Source organism: Streptomyces rubrogriseus, assembly GCF_027947575.1.
In the GTDB taxonomy this organism is placed as follows: domain Bacteria; phylum Actinomycetota; class Actinomycetes; order Streptomycetales; family Streptomycetaceae; genus Streptomyces; species Streptomyces rubrogriseus.
In genome coordinates this window covers 7,936,520-7,954,521 of the sequence record NZ_CP116256.1, presented here as the reverse complement: position 1 = coordinate 7,954,521, position 18,002 = coordinate 7,936,520, and the positions used below count along the sequence as shown (strand labels likewise).

The following is an 18,002-nucleotide window of genomic DNA, read 5'->3' as shown; positions in this document are numbered from 1 at the left end:
CGGGGCCGGTCGGACGGCCGCCGGGGCTTCGGCATGTTGACTACGTGACTGGCCGCGACCGAGATGCGGCGCCTTCCGTTGTCACGCGACCTCGAGGATCAGACTGGACCGGTGGACCGGTCCAGTCAAGCGGAACGGAAGTAATTGTCATCCGCTCACTCTTGCGGAACGTGCAGATGCCACAGATTGGTTGACGCGTCGGCTATCGCTTCGGGCTGGGCCGTTCGATGCGACGGGGGCCCTAGGAGTTGTCGTCAAAGTGTCACGCCCGCATCAGCAGCGATGCGAGGGTGACGGCTGCTTGGTAGGACTCGGCGGTCTTGTCCAGGAGTGGTGCGAACTGAGGAGAGTCGCCTTTGCGTATCCGTCAAGTCTCCACGCACTACTTTCTGATCAACGTCCGCAAGGTCACACAATTACGAACGGTGTGGTCAGTGTGTGCACTCCGCGCAAGCTGACCCGGGCCTTCAACGCGGGAGAGATCACTGATGAGCGACTTCACCGACGTCATACTGCTGTTCAGTTATCTGGAGGACGCGGTACTGGAGGACATCGTCAATCTCGATACCTTCGATGCCGGCCTGGGCAGCGGTAGCTTGAAACGGGTCAGCGGGGACCAACAGCTTGGACACTGGGGAGGCAGCCGCCAGGGCGCCGAATGTCATGTAGCCGCAGGCACGTACAACCACCTCAACCCAGAGAAGCTGCGCAGAGTGCTACGGGCGCTGCCGTGGAAGTGCCCCCATGCAGTGCAACTCTTGCTGCACAACGAGAACGACGCCCTCTTCGGGGTGTGGATGCTCCTGGACGGGGACTGGACGGAAGTGACCCTGCCGCGAACCGTTCGTCACGAAGCATTGGGACACCTGCGGCGAACCGACTGTCCCGACGACGAGTACTAGTAGCCGTGAAGCCTCCCGCTATCTGACTTCCCCAACAGGACCTAGTCGAGATCGAGGGCCAAAATCTCCGCGAGGCGCGAAAGACCTTCGACGGATCGCTCCATGTGTACGGGGATGATCCGGTCTCGCGCTGCTTTCGGCAGGTGCTGGTCTGCTTCTTGCATAAGCGTCGCGTACTCCTTGAAGACCTGTACGCACAGGTTGGCGAGCTGCGCCGCTCGACGACGAGCCGGGTCGTCCGCGTCGAGGTCTGCCCCGCACAGTTCCAGGGCGTCTTCGAGGTAGGAGTACCGGTGGGGTGCCAATGCGCCGGGCGCCGGTCGGTTGTCCACGGCCACAGTCTGACGGCTGGCAGGCACCGCGTGAATAGGCGCGCTTGCACCAGAACTTGGCTGATCCACATGCCGCCTCGCCTGAAGCGGTGTGTCCCTAGCCCATGGGGTAGCTGTCGATCTGCTCGAAGGCGTGGGCCGGGGTGATTCCCTCCTCGCACACTAGCGCGTGGTGTCGTTGGTCGAACGCCGTGTGCAGGACGACGGCCACTGCGGCGGGCCGCTCCACGTCCAGGTGTCGTGCCTCCTCGTCCGTGGCCAGTCGCACCGTTGTGACGTCCACGCCCTCGACCGGGAAATAGCCCGTCTCGCGGCGGACGTAGTGCGTCGTGCCCTCGGCGATCGGCCCCTTGGCGGACAGCCGTGGCGCGGCGTCCGCCACGGAGGCCGGAAACCATGCGGTCACCAGGCTGTACGGAGAACCGTCGTCCAGGAGCACGAGCCGAACACGACGCAAGGCCTTTTCGCCGTGCGTCAAGCCCAGGGCCTCGGTGACGTGGGCGGGAGGCACCGCGCGATCCGGTGTGCCCAGTCGGCGGTACGGCGTTCCTCCCGACAGGCGGGTAGAGCCGGCCCGGCGTCCACCGGCGGGGCGGGCGACTGGTGTCTCCGCCACCACGTAGCCGGAGCCCTGCCGGGCGACCACGAGCCCGTCATGACGCAGGGTGTCGTAGGCCTTGACGACGGTGGCCCGTGACACGCCCCACTGTTCGGCCAGGTCACGGCCCGACGGCAGGAGCTCGCCCGTCCCGAACTCGCCGTTCGCGATGCGGGTGCGCAGATCGTCGGCGATCTGCTCGTACTTCAGTAGCGGCGTGGTGCTCCTTCCCGATCACTGGACCGGTCCACCGGTTCGCCCTAACAATGTACGGATGACGAGCCTTGAGGTGACGCCGGAGATCGTGAGGTTCTACAGCGAGACCGTCGACGAGGCGGACCGGTTGGTCAGCACTGCCGACGGTCGTCTGGAGATGGTACGCACGCAGGAGCTGCTGCGCCGCCACCTCCCCTCGCCACCGGCCCGGGTGCTCGACGTCGGAGGTGGTCCCGGCACGCATGCACGGTGGCTGGTGGAGGATGGGTACGAGGTGCACGTGGTCGATCCCATTCCCCGCCACGTCGAACAGGCGGTGGCCACTGGTGCGACCGCCGAGCTGGGCGACGCCCGGCACCTCACGGCCGAAGACAGCGCCTACGACGTCGTACTCGTGTTGGGTCCGATGTACCACCTGCCGCAGCGGGCGGACCGGGACCGTGCACTGGCGGAGGCACTTCGGGTGCTCCGGCCGGGCGGGCTCCTCGCGGTCGCCGGGATCAACCGGTACGCGTCGCTCTTCGAGCACGCCGCCTACGCACACCTGCACAAGGAGTCGATGCGGGAGAGCATCGGGAGCATTCTCGCGACCCAGATCCACGACGGGAGGCAGGCCTTCACCACGGCGTACTTCCACACCGGGGAGCAGTTGCGCGAGGAGGTCGCCGCGGCGGGGTTCCTGGACGCGTCCGTCTTCGGGATCGAAGGGCCCGCATGGTCCCTGCTCGCGGCGGCCGAGCGGAACACCGGTCAGTCGTTCCGTGAGTCGAGCCTGTTCGAGTCGGTGCTCAGTGCGGCTCGTATGGCCGAGCCCTACCCCGAGTTGCTGGCGGCGAGTTCGCACCTGCTGGCCGTGGCGCGTCGGCCCGTGTGAGGCGTCGGAACCGCGTGCCGCGACGGGTGCGTGATCGTTGGTATGGACGGTTCAGGTGATCAGGGGCAGGTGTCGCGGTGGCGGGGCGGTAGGCGGGCGTGGGTGGTCGGGGGCGGTGCGGCGCTCGTCGCCCTGGCGGTCGCCGCGGGTCTGGTGATCGCCGACGACGGGTCCGCCGACATCGCAGCGCCGTACGGCTGCGGGACCGGCGGCGGCGAGCACGGGACCGCGGCCACCTCCTCCGCGTCGGACCGGCCCGCGTCGGACCGGCCCGCGTCGGACGGCGCCGCCGACTTCGACGGGGACGGGCATCCCGACCTGGCGTTCGGCTCGATGGGGGATGTGCCGGGCGGGTACGGCGGGGGGAGTGTCGAGGTCGCGTACGGGGCGGGGGACGGGACCGGGATCGCCCGGTGCCAGTACCTGACGCAGGACGACGCCGGGATACCGGGGAAGAACCGGGACGAGTCGTTCTTCGGGAGCGATGTCGTGGCCCGCGACTTCGACGGGGACGGGTACACCGATCTCGCCGCCTCCGTCTTCGACTGGAAGCCGAGCGTGATCATCATGTGGGGGTCCGAGGACGGGCTCTCGCGTGGTGTCCGGGTGCCGGGGACGGACGGCAGTCACGTCGCCTGGGGCGACGACCCGATCCTGGACGAGCAGCTCGCCGGCGGCGACTTCGACGGGGACGGGCATCCCGACCTGGTCTTCGGGCTCGGCTCCGACAAGGGGCTGCTCAAGGGGCCCTTCGGGCGGGACGGCACCCCCGCCGGGACGGGCCGCGTCGCTGCTCCGCGCCGCCCGGCCCCGGACGTCGAGGGCGCGAACTACGACGACCTCATCGCCGGTGACCTCGACGGCGACGGCGTCGACGACCTGGTGAGCATCCACGACGCCGACACCGGAGGCGAGGTGCCCTGGCGGGACCGGACCCAGCCGGTGAGCTACCTGCGCGGCGGCCGGGACGGCTTCACGCAGCCCGCGGACGTCTGGCTCCCCGACGCTGGCGAGGGGGCGATCGGCGACGTGGACGGGGACGGCGTCGACGACCTGGTCCTCAGTCCCCGCGGCGGCGACGCGAGCCGGAGCTCGGTGACGGTGGTGTACGGGTCGGAGGACGGACCGGGGACGCGTACGACCACCGTCGACCGCGACACCCCCGGCGTGCCCGGCGCGGAGCCTCAGGACGAGGACGCCGTCCTCACCAGCCTGGACACCGGGGACGTCAACGGCGACGGGTACGCGGACGTGGTGGCCGGGGCTCCCCGGTGGGACGTGTACGGGAAGCCCGGGCCGGAACAGGTGCTGTTCCTCGCGGGGGGTCCGGACGGGCTCGGCGGTGCGGGCGCCCGGCTCTTCGACGGGGACGACCTCGGCGCCGCGCCGGGCGGGGACGCGGACTTCGGCGCCGCCGTGGGCCTCACCGACCTGGACGGCGACGGCCGCGCCGACCTCGTGGTGACCGCGCCGGGCAGCGACACGGTCGAGGGCGTCGCGTACCTGCCGCGGGGCACCGCCGAGGGGCCGTCCACGACCGGCGTCACCCGGCTGACCGAGGGCACCTTCGACGACACCGAGGGGCTGGACCTGCTGATGGGCGGCGGGGAGATCGCCCACTAGGCGCTCGGAGGCCGATCTAGGACATGGATTGACCTAGATCGGTCATAGCGTGGTCCTCGACCGACGGAGCAGGAACAGCGGAAGGCGGAGACCCCATGACCACCACCGAGCCCATCGCCGAGCCCACCACCGAGTCCATCACCGAGCCCGTCACCGAGCCCCTCACCGGCGAGCGTGCCGACCTGCTGGAGACGCTGGCCAAGCACCGGCACTTCCTGCGCTTCACCACCCGTGACCTCACCGACGAGCAGGCCGGGCTGCGGACCACCGTCAGCGAGCTGTGCCTGGGCGGCCTGATCAAGCACACGGCCGCGGCCGAGCGGAGCTGGACCGACTTCATCGTGAACGGCCCCTCCGCGATGGGCGACTTCACGGCCATGACGGAGGCCGACTGGACCCGGCGGGCCGACGAGTTCAAGATGCTGCCCGGCGAGACGCTGGCCGGTGTGCTGGACGACTACGCCGAGGTGGCCCGCCGGACCGAGGAGCTGATCGCCGCCCTGCCCGACCTGGGGGCCGCCCATCCGCTGCCGAAGGCGCCGTGGTTCGAGGCCGACACCGAGTGGTCGGCGCGCCGGGTGCTGATGCACGTCATCGCCGAGACCGCCCAGCACGCGGGCCACGCCGACATCATCCGGGAGTCCCTGGACGGCGCCAAGAGCATGGGGTGACCGCCGGCACCCGGCCGGGCGGTCGCGCGGCGGTCGCCCGGCCTCACCCGTAGAGCGAACGGGCTCCGGGGCTGTCGCCCGCGAAGCGCTGCCCCATGGCGATCTCCTCGCCGACCACCGACCAGACCGTCTCGTCGTTCTGGAAGGGGAGCGGGTCGACGCCGTGCGTCTCCCGGCGGACGCGTTCGACCTCGCGCTCCAGGCGCTCGAAGCCGGCCTCCTCGTCCTCGTCGTCGGCGAAGGCGAACTCCTCCAGCAGGCGCTGGAACCGGGCGGTGACCCGGACCAGGGAGGAGACGTCCGTGTGGAGCTGCCGCACCGTCTCCTCGTCGGGGTCGAAGGCGTACACCTTGCCGCTGTCGGGGTCCAGGGCTAGGTGGGCGTTGAGGAGCCAGCCGATGACGGGCCATCCGCCCGCGTCCCGGGAGGCTGCCTCGAAGTCCTCGGTGTCGACGACGTCCCGGACGCGGGGCAGCCGACCGGACTCCTCGTCGGGCACCCGCAGCAGGAGCGTCCCGGTGGGGGCGCCGACGGTCCGCAGGAGGCGGGCGCCCTCGGTGTCCGCCGTGAGCGGCGGAAAGGCGGAGGCGGGCAGGGTCGCGAGCCGGTGCTCGCCGAAGGTGTCGGCGAGTTCGCCGCGGGAGACGTCGAAAAGCACGGGCGGTACTCCGAACTCGGCTGTGGTCGGTGCCATGGCCGTGGGGACGGCCGGGGCGCGCAGAGCCGTCGAGGGTGACGGCCGGGTCGTCGGTGACGGTTGTGAAGGTGCTCCTCACACCCCGTGGAGTCCGCTCAGGGGACGGTCTCGCCCCGCACCAGCGGACGGCACACCGGCTGGACGTCCTCGGGCAGTTCGTCCGGGCGGCACCAGCGGGCCTCCAGGATCTCGAAGGGGTCGAGGCGCAGCTCGCCGCCCAGGAGCCGGGCCTCGTACGCCACCTCCAGGCGGGTGCGCAGGCCGCTGTTGAGCATGACCAGCCGGCCCGCCTCCACGTCGAGCCCGGTCTCCTCCCTGACCTCCCGGACGACGGTCTGCCGGAAGTCCTCGCCCTTGTGCGCGAAGCCGCTCGGCAGACCCCACTGGCGGCCCGGCGCCCACAGCCGGTGCTTCAGCATCAGGACCCGCCCCTCGTCGTCCCGCACGACGCCGGTCACGCCGACCACGAACTTGGCGTTCACCAGCCACATCAGGCGGCTCTGGACGGGGCGCAGCAGGCGCCAGAGGCGGGTCAGGAGTCGTCTCACCCGGTGGACGGTACCCGCTCGGCGCGGGGCCGGGCTGGGCCGGGTGGCGGCGGTGTCGCGGGCGGCCCCGGCTCGCCTGACGGACGCGCGTTGACAGCCGGACACCCCGGCCCCGACAGTTGCGTAAAACGGCTACGTGCCTGACATGGTCCATTACTCTGGACCGCGCGGTGCAGTATGCTGAACGACGCCCGTCCGCCCACCGTCCCGGAGTCCCCGTGAGTACCTCCAGCGCCACCCCCGGCACCTCGTCCCCGGCCGCCGCGGCCGCCGTCGCGCCCGCCGTCGGTCACGCGTCCGTGCCGGACGGTGCGCCGGGCGGACGGTTCGGCGCCCTCGGCCCCGTCGGCCTGGTCCTCGCCGGTGGCATCTCCGTGCAGTTCGGCGCCGCGCTGGCGGTGAGTCTGATGCCGCGGGCCGGGGCGCTCGGCGTGGTGACCCTGCGGCTGGCCGTGGCCGCCGTCGTCATGCTCCTGGTCTGCCGGCCCCGGCTGCGCGGCCACTCCCGGGCCGACTGGGGCACGGTCGTCGTCTTCGGCGTCGCCATGGCCGCCATGAACGGCCTCTTCTACCAGGCCGTCGACCGCATCCCGCTCGGCCCCGCCGTCACCCTGGAGGTGCTCGGACCGCTCGCCCTGTCCGTCTTCGCCTCCCGCCGTGCGGTGAACCTGGTCTGGGCCGCGCTCGCTCTGGCCGGCGTCTTCCTGCTGGGCGGCGGCGGCTTCGACGGCCTCGACCCGGCCGGTGCCGCCTTCGCCCTGGCGGCGGGCGCCATGTGGGCGGCGTACATCGTCTTCAGCGCCCGCACCGGACGCCGCTTCCCGCAGGCCGACGGGCTGGCGCTGGCGATGGCGGTCGGCGCGCTGCTGTTCCTGCCGCTCGGCATCGTCGAGTCGGGGTCGAAGCTGATCGATCCGGTGACGCTCGCGCTGGGCGCCGGCGTCGCCCTGCTCTCCTCCGTCCTGCCCTACACCCTCGAACTGCTCGCGCTGCGCCGACTGCCCGCGCCGACCTTCGCCATCCTCATGAGCCTGGAGCCCGCCATCGCCGCGGCGGCCGGTTTCCTCATCCTCGACCAGGCCCTGACCGCCACCCAGTCCGCCGCCATCGCCCTGGTCATCGCGGCCAGCATGGGTGCGGTACGGACCCAGGTGGGGCGGCGCCGGGCGAAGGCCCTTCCCGAGCAGTCCTAGGCATCGTCCGGCCGACGGCCGCCCGAGCACCGCCCGAGCACCGCCCGGGCGCCGTCGGCGGCTCCGCCCCGGCCGGTCGCGGTGGTCCGTCTCGGGTGGTCCGTGGGTGGTCCGTCTCGGTGGTCCGCCTCAGTAGCCCGTCCCCGTGGCAATTTAGTAGCCATGTACATAGTAGCCATGTACTGTATTTCACATGAGCAAGGGTTCACGGCATGCGACGCCCGGCTTCCTCGTATGGCGGCTCGCCAACAAGTGGCGGGTCGCCGTCGATCGCGCGGTGGCCCCCCTGGGCCTCACACACGCCCAGTACTCGGTGGTCGCCTCGCTGTACGGCATGCAGCGCGCCGGCGAGCGGCCCAGTCAGCGCCGACTCGCCGACCACACGGGGCTGGAGGCGCTGTACGTCTCGAAGCTGGCGCGAGCGCTGGAGGCGGCGGGGCTGATCGAGCGCACCCGTGACCCCCGTGACCCGCGGGCCGTGCAGCTCGCCCTCACCGAACGGGGCGAGTCCGTCACGCGGGAGGCGATCACGGTGGTCCAGGAACTGCTCCAGCGGTTGCTGGAGCCGCTCGGGGGCCTGGGCGCCGCACGGACGCGCGCCTTCACCGACGAACTGACGACCCTGCTCGACGCACCTCTCGCTCCATCCGTACCGAACGACGAGAGCACCCGGAGGACAACGCCATGACCGCCGCCACCCGCACCACACCCACCGCGCCGACCGCCGGCGCCGCGACCACGGACGCGCCACCGGCGGACGCCCGTGCCCTCGGCCTGGCCCACTACGCCGCCCGCGGGGTACTGGAGCAGATCCTGGCCCGGCACGGCGTCACCTTCCAGCAGCAAGTGGTCCTGCGTGCCGCGGCCACCGCACCGACTCCGCCGACGCGGGACGGCCTCGTCGCCGACGTGCGCGGCACCCTCAAGGCCGACCCGGCCGGCATCCAAACCGTCGTCGACGGGCTGCTGGACAAGGGGTTGCTGGTCGAGGACGGCGTGCACCTGCCCGCCACCGACGCCGGGCGCGAACTGCTCGCCGCCGTCGGCACGGCGGTCGCGCCCGTCAGCGCCCGCATCTGGGGCGGGATACCCGCCGAGGACCTGGCCGCCACCGGCCGCGTCCTCGCGCTCGTCACCGAGCGCGCCGACGCCGAGTTCGCCGCGCTGACGGACGGGTGACCGCGGGGCCCCGGGGGAGGGTGCCCCCTCCGGCGCCCGGTGGCGGCCGCACCGCATAGGCTGCGTACCTGGTCAGCTCATCGGGATCACGGGGAGGGAACCGATGAATCACACGGCCGAGGTCTTCCAGCCCTTGCAGGACGACGATCCGCGCACAGTGGCCGGTTACCGTCTCGCGGCCCGGCTCGGAGCGGGCGGCATGGGCCGGGTGTACCTGTCGCACACCCGGGGCGGCCGGCCCGTGGCCATCAAGGTCGTACGGTCGGAACTGGCCGACGACGCGACCTTCCGGCGGCGTTTCGGCCGGGAGATCACGGCGGCCCGCAGGGTGAAGGGCGCCTACACCGCCGAACTGATCGACGCCGACCCGGACGGAACCCCGCCCTGGCTGGCCACCCTGTACGTGCCGGGGCCCTCCCTGGCGGGCGCCGTCGCCCGGAGCGGGCCGCTGCCGGTGCCCGCCGTGCTCTGGCTGATGGCGGGGGTCGCCGAGGCCCTCCAGGCCATCCACGCGGCGGGGATCGTGCACCGGGACCTCAAACCGGCCAACGTCCTGCTGGCCGCCGACGGTCCGCGCGTCATCGACTTCGGCATCTCGCTCGCCGCCGACAGCACCGCGCACACCGCCACGGGCACCACCATCGGCACGCCCCAGTACATGGCCCCCGAGCAGGCCTCCGCGGGCGCCATCACGGCGGCCACCGACATCTTCTCGCTCGGGCAGACGGCCGCGTTCGCGGCGCTGGGCAAGCCCCTGTACGGCGACGGGCCGGCCGCCACCGTGCTGTACCGGATCGTCCACTCCGAGCCCGACCTCGCCGAGCTGCCCGAGCGCCTGCGCGCCCTGCTCGGCCGCTGCCTGGCCACCGACCCCGAGGAGCGGGCCACCCCCGCGGAGATCGTCGAGTGGTGCCGCCGGGAACTGGGCCGGGACGGCGGGGAGGACACCGGTCCGGCCGTGTGGCGGGAGATCGCGGGACCGCCGGTGACGGTCCCGCCGCCGGTCGCGGCCACGGGGCCGGCGACCGCCGCGGCTCCGGTCGCTGCCCCGATCCCGACCGCGGTGCACACCACGCCGTGGACCGTCCCGCAGGGGAATGTTCCACCGGGCACGGTCCCCCCGCCCTGGCCGGGCGCCGCCGGACTGGGCGGCCCGTTCGTGCCGCGGCGGCCGGACGGGCCGAAGGAGCGCAGGCGCCGCCGGAGGAACGCCGTCCTGATCACGGCGGCCGCCGTCGTCGCGTGCGGCCTCGTGATCGCGGCCGGAACGGCCCTCCTGGACGCGGCGGGACGCGGCCTGGACCGGGCCCGGGACGCGGTCGAGTCGGCATCGGCGTCGGAGTCCGCGCAGGCCTCCGGTGCGCCCCGTCCGGGGACGGCGGCGTCGGCCCCGGCCGAGGAGGCCGCCGCGTCGTCGGCCGGAACGCCGGACACGGAGGGCGACGGCCCCACGGCGGGGACCACGGCGCCGGTGGCCCACGCCTACTACGTGCCGCTGCTGACCGGCGACAACTCACTGATGATCCGCAGCGGCAAGGAAGGCAAGGGCCGCAAGGGAGACGTTCGCTTCGGCTGCGAGTCGGCGGGCTGCGAGCTGACGAGTGACACCAGCGTGATCGTCCAGGTCCCCGGCGAGCCGGGCGCCGGCTACGAGACGTGCCGCGACCTGACGGCCGGCACGAGCGGCCCGCACGAGCTCCCCCTGGCCGCGTCCGCGGCCGGAACCGAGATCTGCGTCAGGCACCGCAGCGGCGACATCGCGCTGATGGTCATCCAGACCAAGTCGACCGCCGTGCCGGACATCGGCTTCCTCGACGTGGATCTGACGGTCTGGCCGGCGGGCTGACCGCGCGGGCCCGAAGACGTCGTGACCGACGGCTCCCCGGGCGGCCGCCCGTCGTAAAATCATGCAAGCATGCTTGATTGTTAATCACCGCCCTGCCATGCTCCTCACCACACCGCGCCGCACGCCGCCGTGCCCGAGGGGAGCGACCGTGTCCGACCCGACACCCGTGATCGACGACCTGCGCGAGGAGAGCGAGGAACTCGACGCCCTGGTGGCCGAGTTGAGCCCCGAAGACTGGCGCCGGGCCAGCCCGGCGCCGGGCTGGACGATCGCCCACCAGATCGCGCACCTGAACTGGACCGACCGGGCCGCCCTGGCCGCGGTCACCGACGAGGACGGGTTCAGGGCACTGGTCGAGCAGGCGCTCGCCGCACCCGACCGGTACGTCGACGACGGCGCCGAGGAGGGGGCGAGGCAGGACCCCGCCGCGCTGCTCACGGCGTGGCGGGAGGGCCGCACGGCCCTCGACGAGGCACTGCGCGCCGCCGCCCCCGGTGCACGCTTCCCCTGGTACGGCCCGCCCATGGCCACCGCCTCCATGGCCACCGCACGCCTGATGGAGACCTGGGCCCACGGCCTGGACATCGCGGCCGCCCTCGGCGTGACCCGCCCGCCCACCGGTCGGCTGCGGCACGTCGCCCGCATCGGCGTCCGTGCCCGGGACTTCGCCCACGCCGCCCACGGACTCACCCCGCCCGCCGAGCCGTTCCGCGTCGAACTCACCGGCCCCGGCGGCGACCTGTGGACGTACGGCCCCGAGGACGCCACCCAGCGCGTCACCGGCCCCGCGCTCGACTTCTGCCTCCTGGCCACCCAGCGCGCCCACCGCGCCGACCTCGCCCTCACCGCCGAGGGCCCGGACGCCGACCGCTGGCTGGACATCGCCCAGGCCTTCGCCGGGCCGCCCGGAGCCGGACGCCCGCCGGGAGCCGGCCGCCCGGCGCAGGGGGAGCCCCGGTGAGCGTGCTCCGCGTCGGCAACGCCTCCGGCTTCTACGGCGACCGCTTCGACGCCATGCGCGAGATGCTCACCGACGGCCCGCTGGACGTCCTCACCGGCGACTACCTCGCCGAGCTGACCATGCTCATCCTCGGCCGGGACCGGCTGAAGAACCCGGACGCCGGGTACGCCCGGACCTTCCTGCGGCAGTTGGAGGAGTGCCTCGGGCTCGCCCACGAGCGGGGAGTCAAGATCGTTACCAACGCCGGGGGACTCAATCCCGCCGGTCTCGCCGACGCCGTACGCGCGCTCGCCGAGCGCCTCGGCATCCCCGTCCGCGTCGCGCACGTCGAGGGCGACGACCGCACCGCCGCCCACCCGGGCACGCTGGCCGCGCACGCCTACCTCGGCGGCTTCGGCATCGCCGCGTGCCTGCGGGCCGGCGCGGACGTGGTGGTCACCGGCCGGGTCACCGACGCCGCACTGGTCACCGGGCCCGCCGCCGCGCACTTCGGCTGGGGGCCCACGGAGTACGACCGGCTCGCGGGCGCGGTCGTCGCCGGGCACCTGCTGGAGTGCGGGGCACAGGCGACCGGCGGCAACTACGCCTTCTTCCAGGACGGCGACGTACGGCGCCCCGGCTTCCCGCTCGCCGAACTGCACGCCGACGGCACCTCGGTCGTCACCAAGCACGACGGCACCGGCGGCTTCGTCGACGTCGGCACGGTCACCGCCCAGCTGCTGTACGAGACGGGCGGCGCCCGGTACGCAGGCCCCGACGTCACCGCCCGGCTGGACACCGTACGGCTGAGCCAGGACGGGCCCGACCGCGTCCGGGTGGAGGGCGTGCGCGGCGAGGCCCCGCCACCCACCCTCAAGGTCGGGCTGAACCGCCTCGGCGGCTTCCGCAACGAGGTCGCCTTCGTCCTCACCGGCCTGGACGTCGAGGCCAAGGCCGATCTGGTCCGGACGCAGATGGAACCCGCCCTCGGCAGGATCACCGACGTCCGCTGGGACCTGGCCCGCACCGACCGGCCCGACGCCCCCACCGAGGAGACGGCCAGCGCCCTGCTGAGGCTCGTCGTCCGGGACACCGACCAGCAGGCCGTGGGACGGGCGCTGAGCGGCGCCGCGATCGAGCTGGCCCTCGCCGGCTACCCCGGATTCCATGTGCTCGCGCCACCTGGAAAGGGCGCACCCTATGGGGTCTTCGAGGATGTGTACGTCCCCCACGGGGCCGTCGACCATGTGGCCGTCCTCCATGACGGGCGGCGCGTGAGCGTGTCGCCACCACCGGACCAGGACACCGCCGTTCCGGCACCGGTACCGGAACCACCCCTCCCGCAGCCGCTCCCACCGGGACCCGTCCGCCGCGCCCCCCTCGGCCTCGTCGCCGGTGCCCGCAGCGGCGACAAGGGCGGCGACGCCAACGTCGGCGTGTGGGCCAGGACCGACGACGCCTGGCGCTGGCTCGCCCACGCACTGACCGCGGACCGGTTCCGCGAGCTGATCCCCGAGGCCCGCGACCTGCCCGTCACCCGGCACCAGCTCCCCAACCTGCGCGCCCTCAACTTCGTCGTCGAGGGCATCCTCGGCGAGGGCGTCGCCGCGCAGGCCCGTTTCGACCCGCAGGCCAAGGCGCTCGGCGAATGGCTGCGCGCCCGGCACCTGGACATCCCGGAGGCCCTGCTGTGACCGTCCTGCCGTCGGCCCTGGACCCCACCGACCCCGACCACCGCGCGCACCGCGAGGCCATGCTCGCCAAGCTCGCCGACCTGGACGCCGAACACGCCAAGGCCCTCGCGGGCGGCGGCGAGAAGTACGTCGCCCGGCACCGGGGGCGCGGCAAGCTGCTCGCCCGGGAGCGCATCGAGCTGCTCCTCGACCCGGACACGCCCTTCCTGGAGCTGTCGCCGCTGGCGGCCTGGGGGAGTGAGTACACCGTGGGCGCGTCCCTCGTCACCGGCATCGGTGTCGTCGAGGGCGTCGAGTGCCTGATCACCGCCAACGACCCGACCGTGCGCGGCGGCGCCAGCAACCCCTGGTCGCTGAAGAAGGCCCTGCGCGCCAACGACATCGCCCTCGCCAACCGGCTGCCCTGCATCAGCCTCGTCGAGTCGGGCGGCGCCGACCTGCCCTCCCAGAAGGAAATCTTCGTCCCGGGCGGCGCGATCTTCCGCGACCTCACCCGGCTGTCCGCGGCCGGCATCCCCACGATCGCCGTCGTCTTCGGCAACTCCACGGCCGGCGGCGCCTACATCCCCGGCATGTCCGACCACACCATCATGGTCAAGGAGCGCGCCAAGGTGTTCCTCGGCGGCCCGCCGCTGGTCAAGATGGCCACCGGCGAGGAGAGCGACGACGAGTCGCTGGGCGGTGCCGAGATGCACGCCCGCACCTCAGGCCTCGCCGACCACTTCGCCGTCGACGAGCCCGACGCCCTGCGCCAGGCCCGCCGCGTCGTCGCCCGGCTCAACCACCGCAAGGCGTACGCCGACCCGCCCCGCGCCGAGCCGCCCGAGTACGACCCCGAGGAACTCCTCGGCATCGTCCCCGGCGACCTGCGCACCCCCTTCGACCCGCGCGAGGTGATCGCCCGGATCGTCGACGCCTCCGACTTCGACGAGTTCAAGCCGCTGTACGGGACCAGCCTGACCACCGGCTGGGCGGCCCTGCACGGCTACCCGGTGGGCATCCTCGCCAACGCCCAGGGGGTCCTGTTCAGTGAGGAGTCCCAGAAGGCCGCCCAGTTCATCCAGCTCGCCAACCAGCGCGACATCCCGCTCCTCTTCCTCCACAACACCACCGGCTACATGGTCGGCAAGGAGTACGAGCAGGGCGGCATCATCAAGCACGGCGCGATGATGATCAACGCGGTCTCCAACTCCCGCGTCCCCCACCTGTCCGTCCTCCTGGGCGCCTCCTACGGCGCCGGTCACTACGGCATGTGCGGCCGCGCCTACGACCCGCGCTTCCTCTTCGCCTGGCCCAGCGCCAAGTCCGCCGTCATGGGCCCGCAGCAGCTCGCCGGCGTCCTGTCCATCGTCGCCCGCCAGTCCGCCGCCGCGAAGGGGCAGCCGTACGACGACGAGGGCGACGCGGCCCTGCGCGCCATGGTGGAGCAGCAGATCGAGTCCGAGTCGCTGCCCGTGTTCCTGTCCGGGCGGCTCTACGACGACGGCGTCATCGACCCCCGCGACACCCGCACCGTCCTCGGCCTGTGCCTGTCCGCCGTCCACACCGCCCCCTACGAGGGCGCGCGCGGCGGCTTCGGCGTCTTCCGCATGTGAGGGTGAGTAACCAGTGATCACTTCCGTCCTCGTCGCCAACCGCGGCGAGATCGCCTGCCGCGTCTTCCGCACCTGCCGCGAGTCGGGCATCCGCACCGTCGCCGTGCACTCGGACGCCGACGCGAACGCCCTCCACGCGCGCGTGGCCGACGCCGCCGTACGCCTGCCGGGCGCGGCCCCCGCCGACACCTACCTGCGCGGCGACCTGATCGTGAAGGCCGCCGTCGCCGCCCGCGCCGACGCCGTCCACCCCGGCTACGGCTTCCTCTCCGAGAACGCCGACTTCGCGCGCGCCGTACGGGACGCGGGGCTGGTGTGGATCGGACCGCCGCCCGAGGCCATCGAGGCGATGGCGTCCAAGACCCGCGCCAAGGAACTGATGGGCATCGCGCCCCTCACCGAGGTCACCGAGGCAGACCTGCCGGTCCTCGTCAAGGCGGCGGCGGGCGGCGGTGGACGCGGCATGCGCGTCGTACGCCGCCTCGCCGACCTCGACGCCGCACTGACCGCCGCCCGCGCGGAGGCCGCGAGCGCCTTCGGCGACGGCGAGGTCTTCGTCGAGCCGTACGTGGTCGACGGCCGCCACGTCGAGGTGCAGATCCTCGCCGACACCCACGGCACGGTGTGGGCGCTCGGCACCCGCGACTGCTCCCTCCAGCGCCGCCACCAGAAGGTGATCGAGGAGGCCCCGGCGCCCGGCCTGGCCCCCGGGCTCACCGACGAACTCCGCGACCTCGCCGTACGCGCCGCCCGTGCCGTCGACTACGTCGGCGCGGGCACCGTCGAGTTCCTCGTCGCCGACGGCACGGCGCACTTCCTGGAGATGAACACCCGCCTCCAGGTCGAACACCCGGTCACGGAGGCGGTATTCGGCATCGACCTCGTCGCCCTCCAGCTCCGGATCGCCGAAGGCCATGCCCTCGACAACGATCCCCCGCGCGCGCGTGGCCACGCCGTCGAGGCCCGCCTCTACGCCGAGGACCCGGCGAACGGCTGGGCCCCGCAGACCGGCCGCCTGCACCGCCTCGCCGTCCCGGACGGCATCCGCCTGGACACCGGCTACACCGACGGCGACGACATCGGCGTCCACTACGACCCGATGCTCGCCAAGGCGGTGGCCCACGCACCCACCCGCGCGGAGGCCGTCCGCCGACTCGCCGGCGCCCTGGAACGCGCCGCGATCCACGGCCCGGTCACCAACCGCGAACTCCTCGTCCGCTCCCTGCGCCACGAGGAGTTCACCTCCGGCCACATGGACACGGGCTTCTACGACCGTCACCTCGCCGCCCTCACCGAGCCGGCCCCCGACCCCCTCGCGCCGCTGGCCGCCGCCCTCGCCGACGCGAGCACCGGTGCGGGACGCTTCGGCGGCTGGCGCAACCTGCCCTCGCAACCGCAGGTCAAGCGGTACGCCGTGGCGGGCGAGGAACACGAGGTCCGCTACGAGCACACCCGCACGGGCCTCACCGCCGAGGGCGTCCGCGTCCTCCACGCGGGCCCCGACCGGGTCGTCCTCGAAGCGGACGGCGTACAACGCCCCTTCGACATCGCCCGCTACGGCGACCACGTCCACGTCAACACCACGCGCCTCACCGCCCTGCCCCGCTTCACCGACCCCACCACCCAGCACGCCCCCGGCTCCCTGCTGGCCCCCATGCCGGGCACGGTCGTCCGCGTCGCGGAGGGCCTGACCGAGGGCACCACCGTCCAGGCGGGCCAGCCCCTCCTGTGGCTGGAGGCCATGAAGATGGAACACAGGATCACGGCCCCGGTGACGGGAGTACTGACGGCTCTGAACGCCGTTCCTGGCCAACAGGTGACGGTCGGTTCTCTCCTGGCGGTGGTGCAGGAGACGTAGGGGCGCGGGGCTGCATTGAATATGCGGCTCCGCCGCGTGAGCGCGACCAGCCACAACGAAGCCGCACCCGAAGGAGCACAGTGACCACCCTCATCGAATCCGAAGAGCACAAGTCCCTCCGCGCAGCGGTATCGGCCTTCGCCCAGACCCACCCCCACACCAGCAACGCCGAAGACGGCAAACGCCTCTGGCAGGACGCGGCCAAGCTCGGCTACATAGGCGTCAACCTGCCGGAGGCATACGGCGGAGGCGGCGCCGGCATCACCGAACTCTCCCTCGTCCTCGAAGAGCTGGGCGCCGCGGGCAACCCCCTCCTCATGATGATCGTCTCCCCGGCGATCTGCGGCACCGTCATCGCCCGCTTCGGCACCGAAGAGCAAAAACGCGAGTGGCTCCCGCCACTCGCCGACGGCACCCGCCTCATGGCCTTCGGCATCACGGAACCCGACGCCGGCTCCAACAGCCACCGCATCACCACCACCGCCCGCCGCGACGCGGCCACCGGCGACTGGATCCTCACCGGACGAAAAGTCTTCGTCTCCGGCGTCGACATCGCCGACGCCACGCTGATCGTCGGCCGCACCGAAGACGCCCGCACCGGCAAGCTCAAGCCCTGCCTCTTCATCGTCCCGCGCGACGCCGAGGGCTTCGAGCGCCGCCCCATCGACATGGAACTCAACGCCGTGGAGCGGCAGTTCGAGCTGACCCTCGACGACGTACGGCTGCCCGCCGACGCCCTGGTCGGCGACGAGGACGCGGGGCTCCTCCAGCTCTTCGCGGGCCTCAACCCGGAGCGCGTGATGACGGCCGCCTTCGGCATCGGCATGGGCCGCTACGCCCTCTCCCGCGCCCTCGACTACGCCCGCGAGCGCACCGTCTGGAAGACCCCCATCGGCGCCCACCAGGCCATCGCCCACCCTCTCGCCCAGGCCCACATCGACCTCGAACTCGCCCGCCTGATGATGCAGAAGGCCGCCCACCTGTACGACGCGGGCGACGACGTCGGCGCGGGCGAGGCCGCCAACATGGCCAAGTACGCGGCCGGGGAGGCCTGTGTGAAGGCCGTCGACCAGGCCGTGCACACCCTCGGCGGCAACGGCCTCACCCGCGAGTACGGTCTCGGCCGGCTGATAACCGCCTCGCGCGTGGCCCGTATCGCCCCCGTGAGCCGGGAGATGATCCTCAACTACGTCTCCCACCAGACCCTGGGCCTGCCCAAGTCGTACTAGGCCGCAA

The 18,002-nt window shown here is 72.7% G+C and carries 17 protein-coding genes; 13 read left to right on the top strand and 4 right to left on the bottom strand.

Annotated features, from left to right (window positions below; translation table 11 throughout):
• Positions 1 to 488 precede the first annotated feature (488 nt).
• The gene (locus tag Sru02f_RS35835) at positions 489 to 902 is read left to right on the top strand and encodes a hypothetical protein (protein ID WP_109035400.1); all 414 of its coding nucleotides are present in this window, start codon (positions 489 to 491) and stop codon (positions 900 to 902) included.
• Between the two features lie 41 nt (positions 903 to 943).
• On the opposite strand, the gene Sru02f_RS35830 is transcribed toward Sru02f_RS35835, so the two are convergent.
• Entirely contained in the window at positions 944 to 1,234 is a 291-nt protein-coding gene (locus Sru02f_RS35830; RefSeq protein ID WP_159107568.1) for a hypothetical protein, read from the bottom strand.
• A 97-nt stretch (positions 1,235 to 1,331) separates the two neighbouring features.
• Complete coding sequence (locus Sru02f_RS35825) at positions 1,332 to 2,042, bottom strand: GntR family transcriptional regulator (RefSeq protein WP_109035404.1); 711 nt, start codon at positions 2,040 to 2,042, stop codon at positions 1,332 to 1,334.
• 64 nt (positions 2,043 to 2,106) lie between these two features.
• Here Sru02f_RS35825 and Sru02f_RS35820 point away from each other — a divergent pair, with 64 nt between their 5' ends.
• From Sru02f_RS35820 to Sru02f_RS35810, 3 genes are all read left to right on the top strand, one after another.
• Positions 2,107 to 2,922: a class I SAM-dependent methyltransferase gene (locus tag Sru02f_RS35820; RefSeq protein ID WP_109035406.1), complete on the top strand. Its 816-nt coding sequence runs from the start codon at positions 2,107 to 2,109 to the stop codon at positions 2,920 to 2,922.
• A gap of 102 nt (positions 2,923 to 3,024) precedes the next feature.
• Complete coding sequence (locus tag Sru02f_RS35815; protein ID WP_167469791.1) at positions 3,025 to 4,545, top strand: FG-GAP repeat protein; 1,521 nt, start codon at positions 3,025 to 3,027, stop codon at positions 4,543 to 4,545.
• A 95-nt stretch (positions 4,546 to 4,640) separates the two neighbouring features.
• Positions 4,641 to 5,216 (top strand): DinB family protein, encoded by a 576-nt coding sequence (locus Sru02f_RS35810; protein WP_109035410.1) that lies wholly within the window; start codon positions 4,641 to 4,643, stop codon positions 5,214 to 5,216.
• A gap of 43 nt (positions 5,217 to 5,259) precedes the next feature.
• Here Sru02f_RS35810 and Sru02f_RS35805 read toward each other — a convergent pair whose 3' ends face one another.
• On the bottom strand, positions 5,260 to 5,874 hold the full coding sequence (locus tag Sru02f_RS35805; RefSeq protein WP_109035412.1) for an SUKH-4 family immunity protein: 615 nt from the start codon (positions 5,872 to 5,874) through the stop codon (positions 5,260 to 5,262).
• 134 nt (positions 5,875 to 6,008) lie between these two features.
• Positions 6,009 to 6,461, bottom strand: coding sequence for an NUDIX hydrolase (locus Sru02f_RS35800; RefSeq protein WP_167469792.1), 453 nt, complete (start codon positions 6,459 to 6,461; stop codon positions 6,009 to 6,011).
• Between the two features lie 218 nt (positions 6,462 to 6,679).
• Between Sru02f_RS35800 and Sru02f_RS35795 the strand changes: the two genes are divergently transcribed.
• The 9 genes from Sru02f_RS35795 to Sru02f_RS35755 all read left to right on the top strand — a co-directional run bounded on the left by Sru02f_RS35795 (position 6,680) and on the right by Sru02f_RS35755 (position 17,995).
• Complete coding sequence (locus Sru02f_RS35795; protein WP_164270487.1) at positions 6,680 to 7,654, top strand: EamA family transporter; 975 nt, start codon at positions 6,680 to 6,682, stop codon at positions 7,652 to 7,654.
• A gap of 193 nt (positions 7,655 to 7,847) precedes the next feature.
• On the top strand, positions 7,848 to 8,342 hold the full coding sequence (locus tag Sru02f_RS35790) for a MarR family winged helix-turn-helix transcriptional regulator (RefSeq protein ID WP_109035416.1): 495 nt from the start codon (positions 7,848 to 7,850) through the stop codon (positions 8,340 to 8,342).
• On the top strand, positions 8,339 to 8,833 hold the full coding sequence (locus tag Sru02f_RS35785; RefSeq protein WP_109035418.1) for a hypothetical protein: 495 nt from the start codon (positions 8,339 to 8,341) through the stop codon (positions 8,831 to 8,833). The genes Sru02f_RS35790 and Sru02f_RS35785 overlap by 4 nt, the downstream gene beginning before the upstream one ends.
• 103 nt (positions 8,834 to 8,936) lie before the next feature.
• The gene (locus Sru02f_RS35780; protein WP_109035420.1) at positions 8,937 to 10,679 is read left to right on the top strand and encodes a serine/threonine-protein kinase; all 1,743 of its coding nucleotides are present in this window, start codon (positions 8,937 to 8,939) and stop codon (positions 10,677 to 10,679) included.
• Positions 10,680 to 10,827: 148 nt separating this feature from the next.
• Positions 10,828 to 11,640, top strand: a complete 813-nt coding sequence (locus Sru02f_RS35775; RefSeq protein ID WP_167469793.1) for a TIGR03084 family metal-binding protein — start codon at positions 10,828 to 10,830, stop codon at positions 11,638 to 11,640.
• Positions 11,637 to 13,313: an acyclic terpene utilization AtuA family protein gene (locus tag Sru02f_RS35770; protein WP_109035424.1), complete on the top strand. Its 1,677-nt coding sequence runs from the start codon at positions 11,637 to 11,639 to the stop codon at positions 13,311 to 13,313. The genes Sru02f_RS35775 and Sru02f_RS35770 overlap by 4 nt, the downstream gene beginning before the upstream one ends.
• Positions 13,310 to 14,908 (top strand): acyl-CoA carboxylase subunit beta, encoded by a 1,599-nt coding sequence (locus Sru02f_RS35765; protein WP_109035427.1) that lies wholly within the window; start codon positions 13,310 to 13,312, stop codon positions 14,906 to 14,908. Before Sru02f_RS35770 ends, Sru02f_RS35765 begins: the two co-directional genes overlap by 4 nt.
• A 13-nt stretch (positions 14,909 to 14,921) precedes the next feature.
• A complete protein-coding gene (locus Sru02f_RS35760) occupies positions 14,922 to 16,766 on the top strand; it encodes an acetyl/propionyl/methylcrotonyl-CoA carboxylase subunit alpha (protein WP_109035429.1) in 1,845 nt (614 codons plus the stop codon).
• Positions 16,767 to 16,846: 80 nt separating this feature from the next.
• Positions 16,847 to 17,995, top strand: a complete 1,149-nt coding sequence (locus tag Sru02f_RS35755) for an acyl-CoA dehydrogenase family protein (protein ID WP_109035431.1) — start codon at positions 16,847 to 16,849, stop codon at positions 17,993 to 17,995.
• Positions 17,996 to 18,002 lie beyond the last annotated feature (7 nt).

Excerpts from the sequence above, each read along its gene's own strand:
- Sru02f_RS35810 (WP_109035410.1), top strand. The coding sequence starts at position 4,641 with ATGACCACCACCGAGCCCATCGCCGAGCCCACCACCGAGTCCATCACC.
- Sru02f_RS35820 (WP_109035406.1), top strand. The coding sequence starts at position 2,107 with ATGACGAGCCTTGAGGTGACGCCGGAGATCGTGAGGTTCTACAGCGAG.
- Sru02f_RS35785 (WP_109035418.1), top strand. The coding sequence starts at position 8,339 with ATGACCGCCGCCACCCGCACCACACCCACCGCGCCGACCGCCGGCGCC.
- Sru02f_RS35780 (WP_109035420.1), top strand. The coding sequence starts at position 8,937 with ATGAATCACACGGCCGAGGTCTTCCAGCCCTTGCAGGACGACGATCCG.
- Sru02f_RS35790 (WP_109035416.1), top strand. The coding sequence starts at position 7,848 with ATGAGCAAGGGTTCACGGCATGCGACGCCCGGCTTCCTCGTATGGCGG.
- Sru02f_RS35835 (WP_109035400.1), top strand. The coding sequence starts at position 489 with ATGAGCGACTTCACCGACGTCATACTGCTGTTCAGTTATCTGGAGGAC.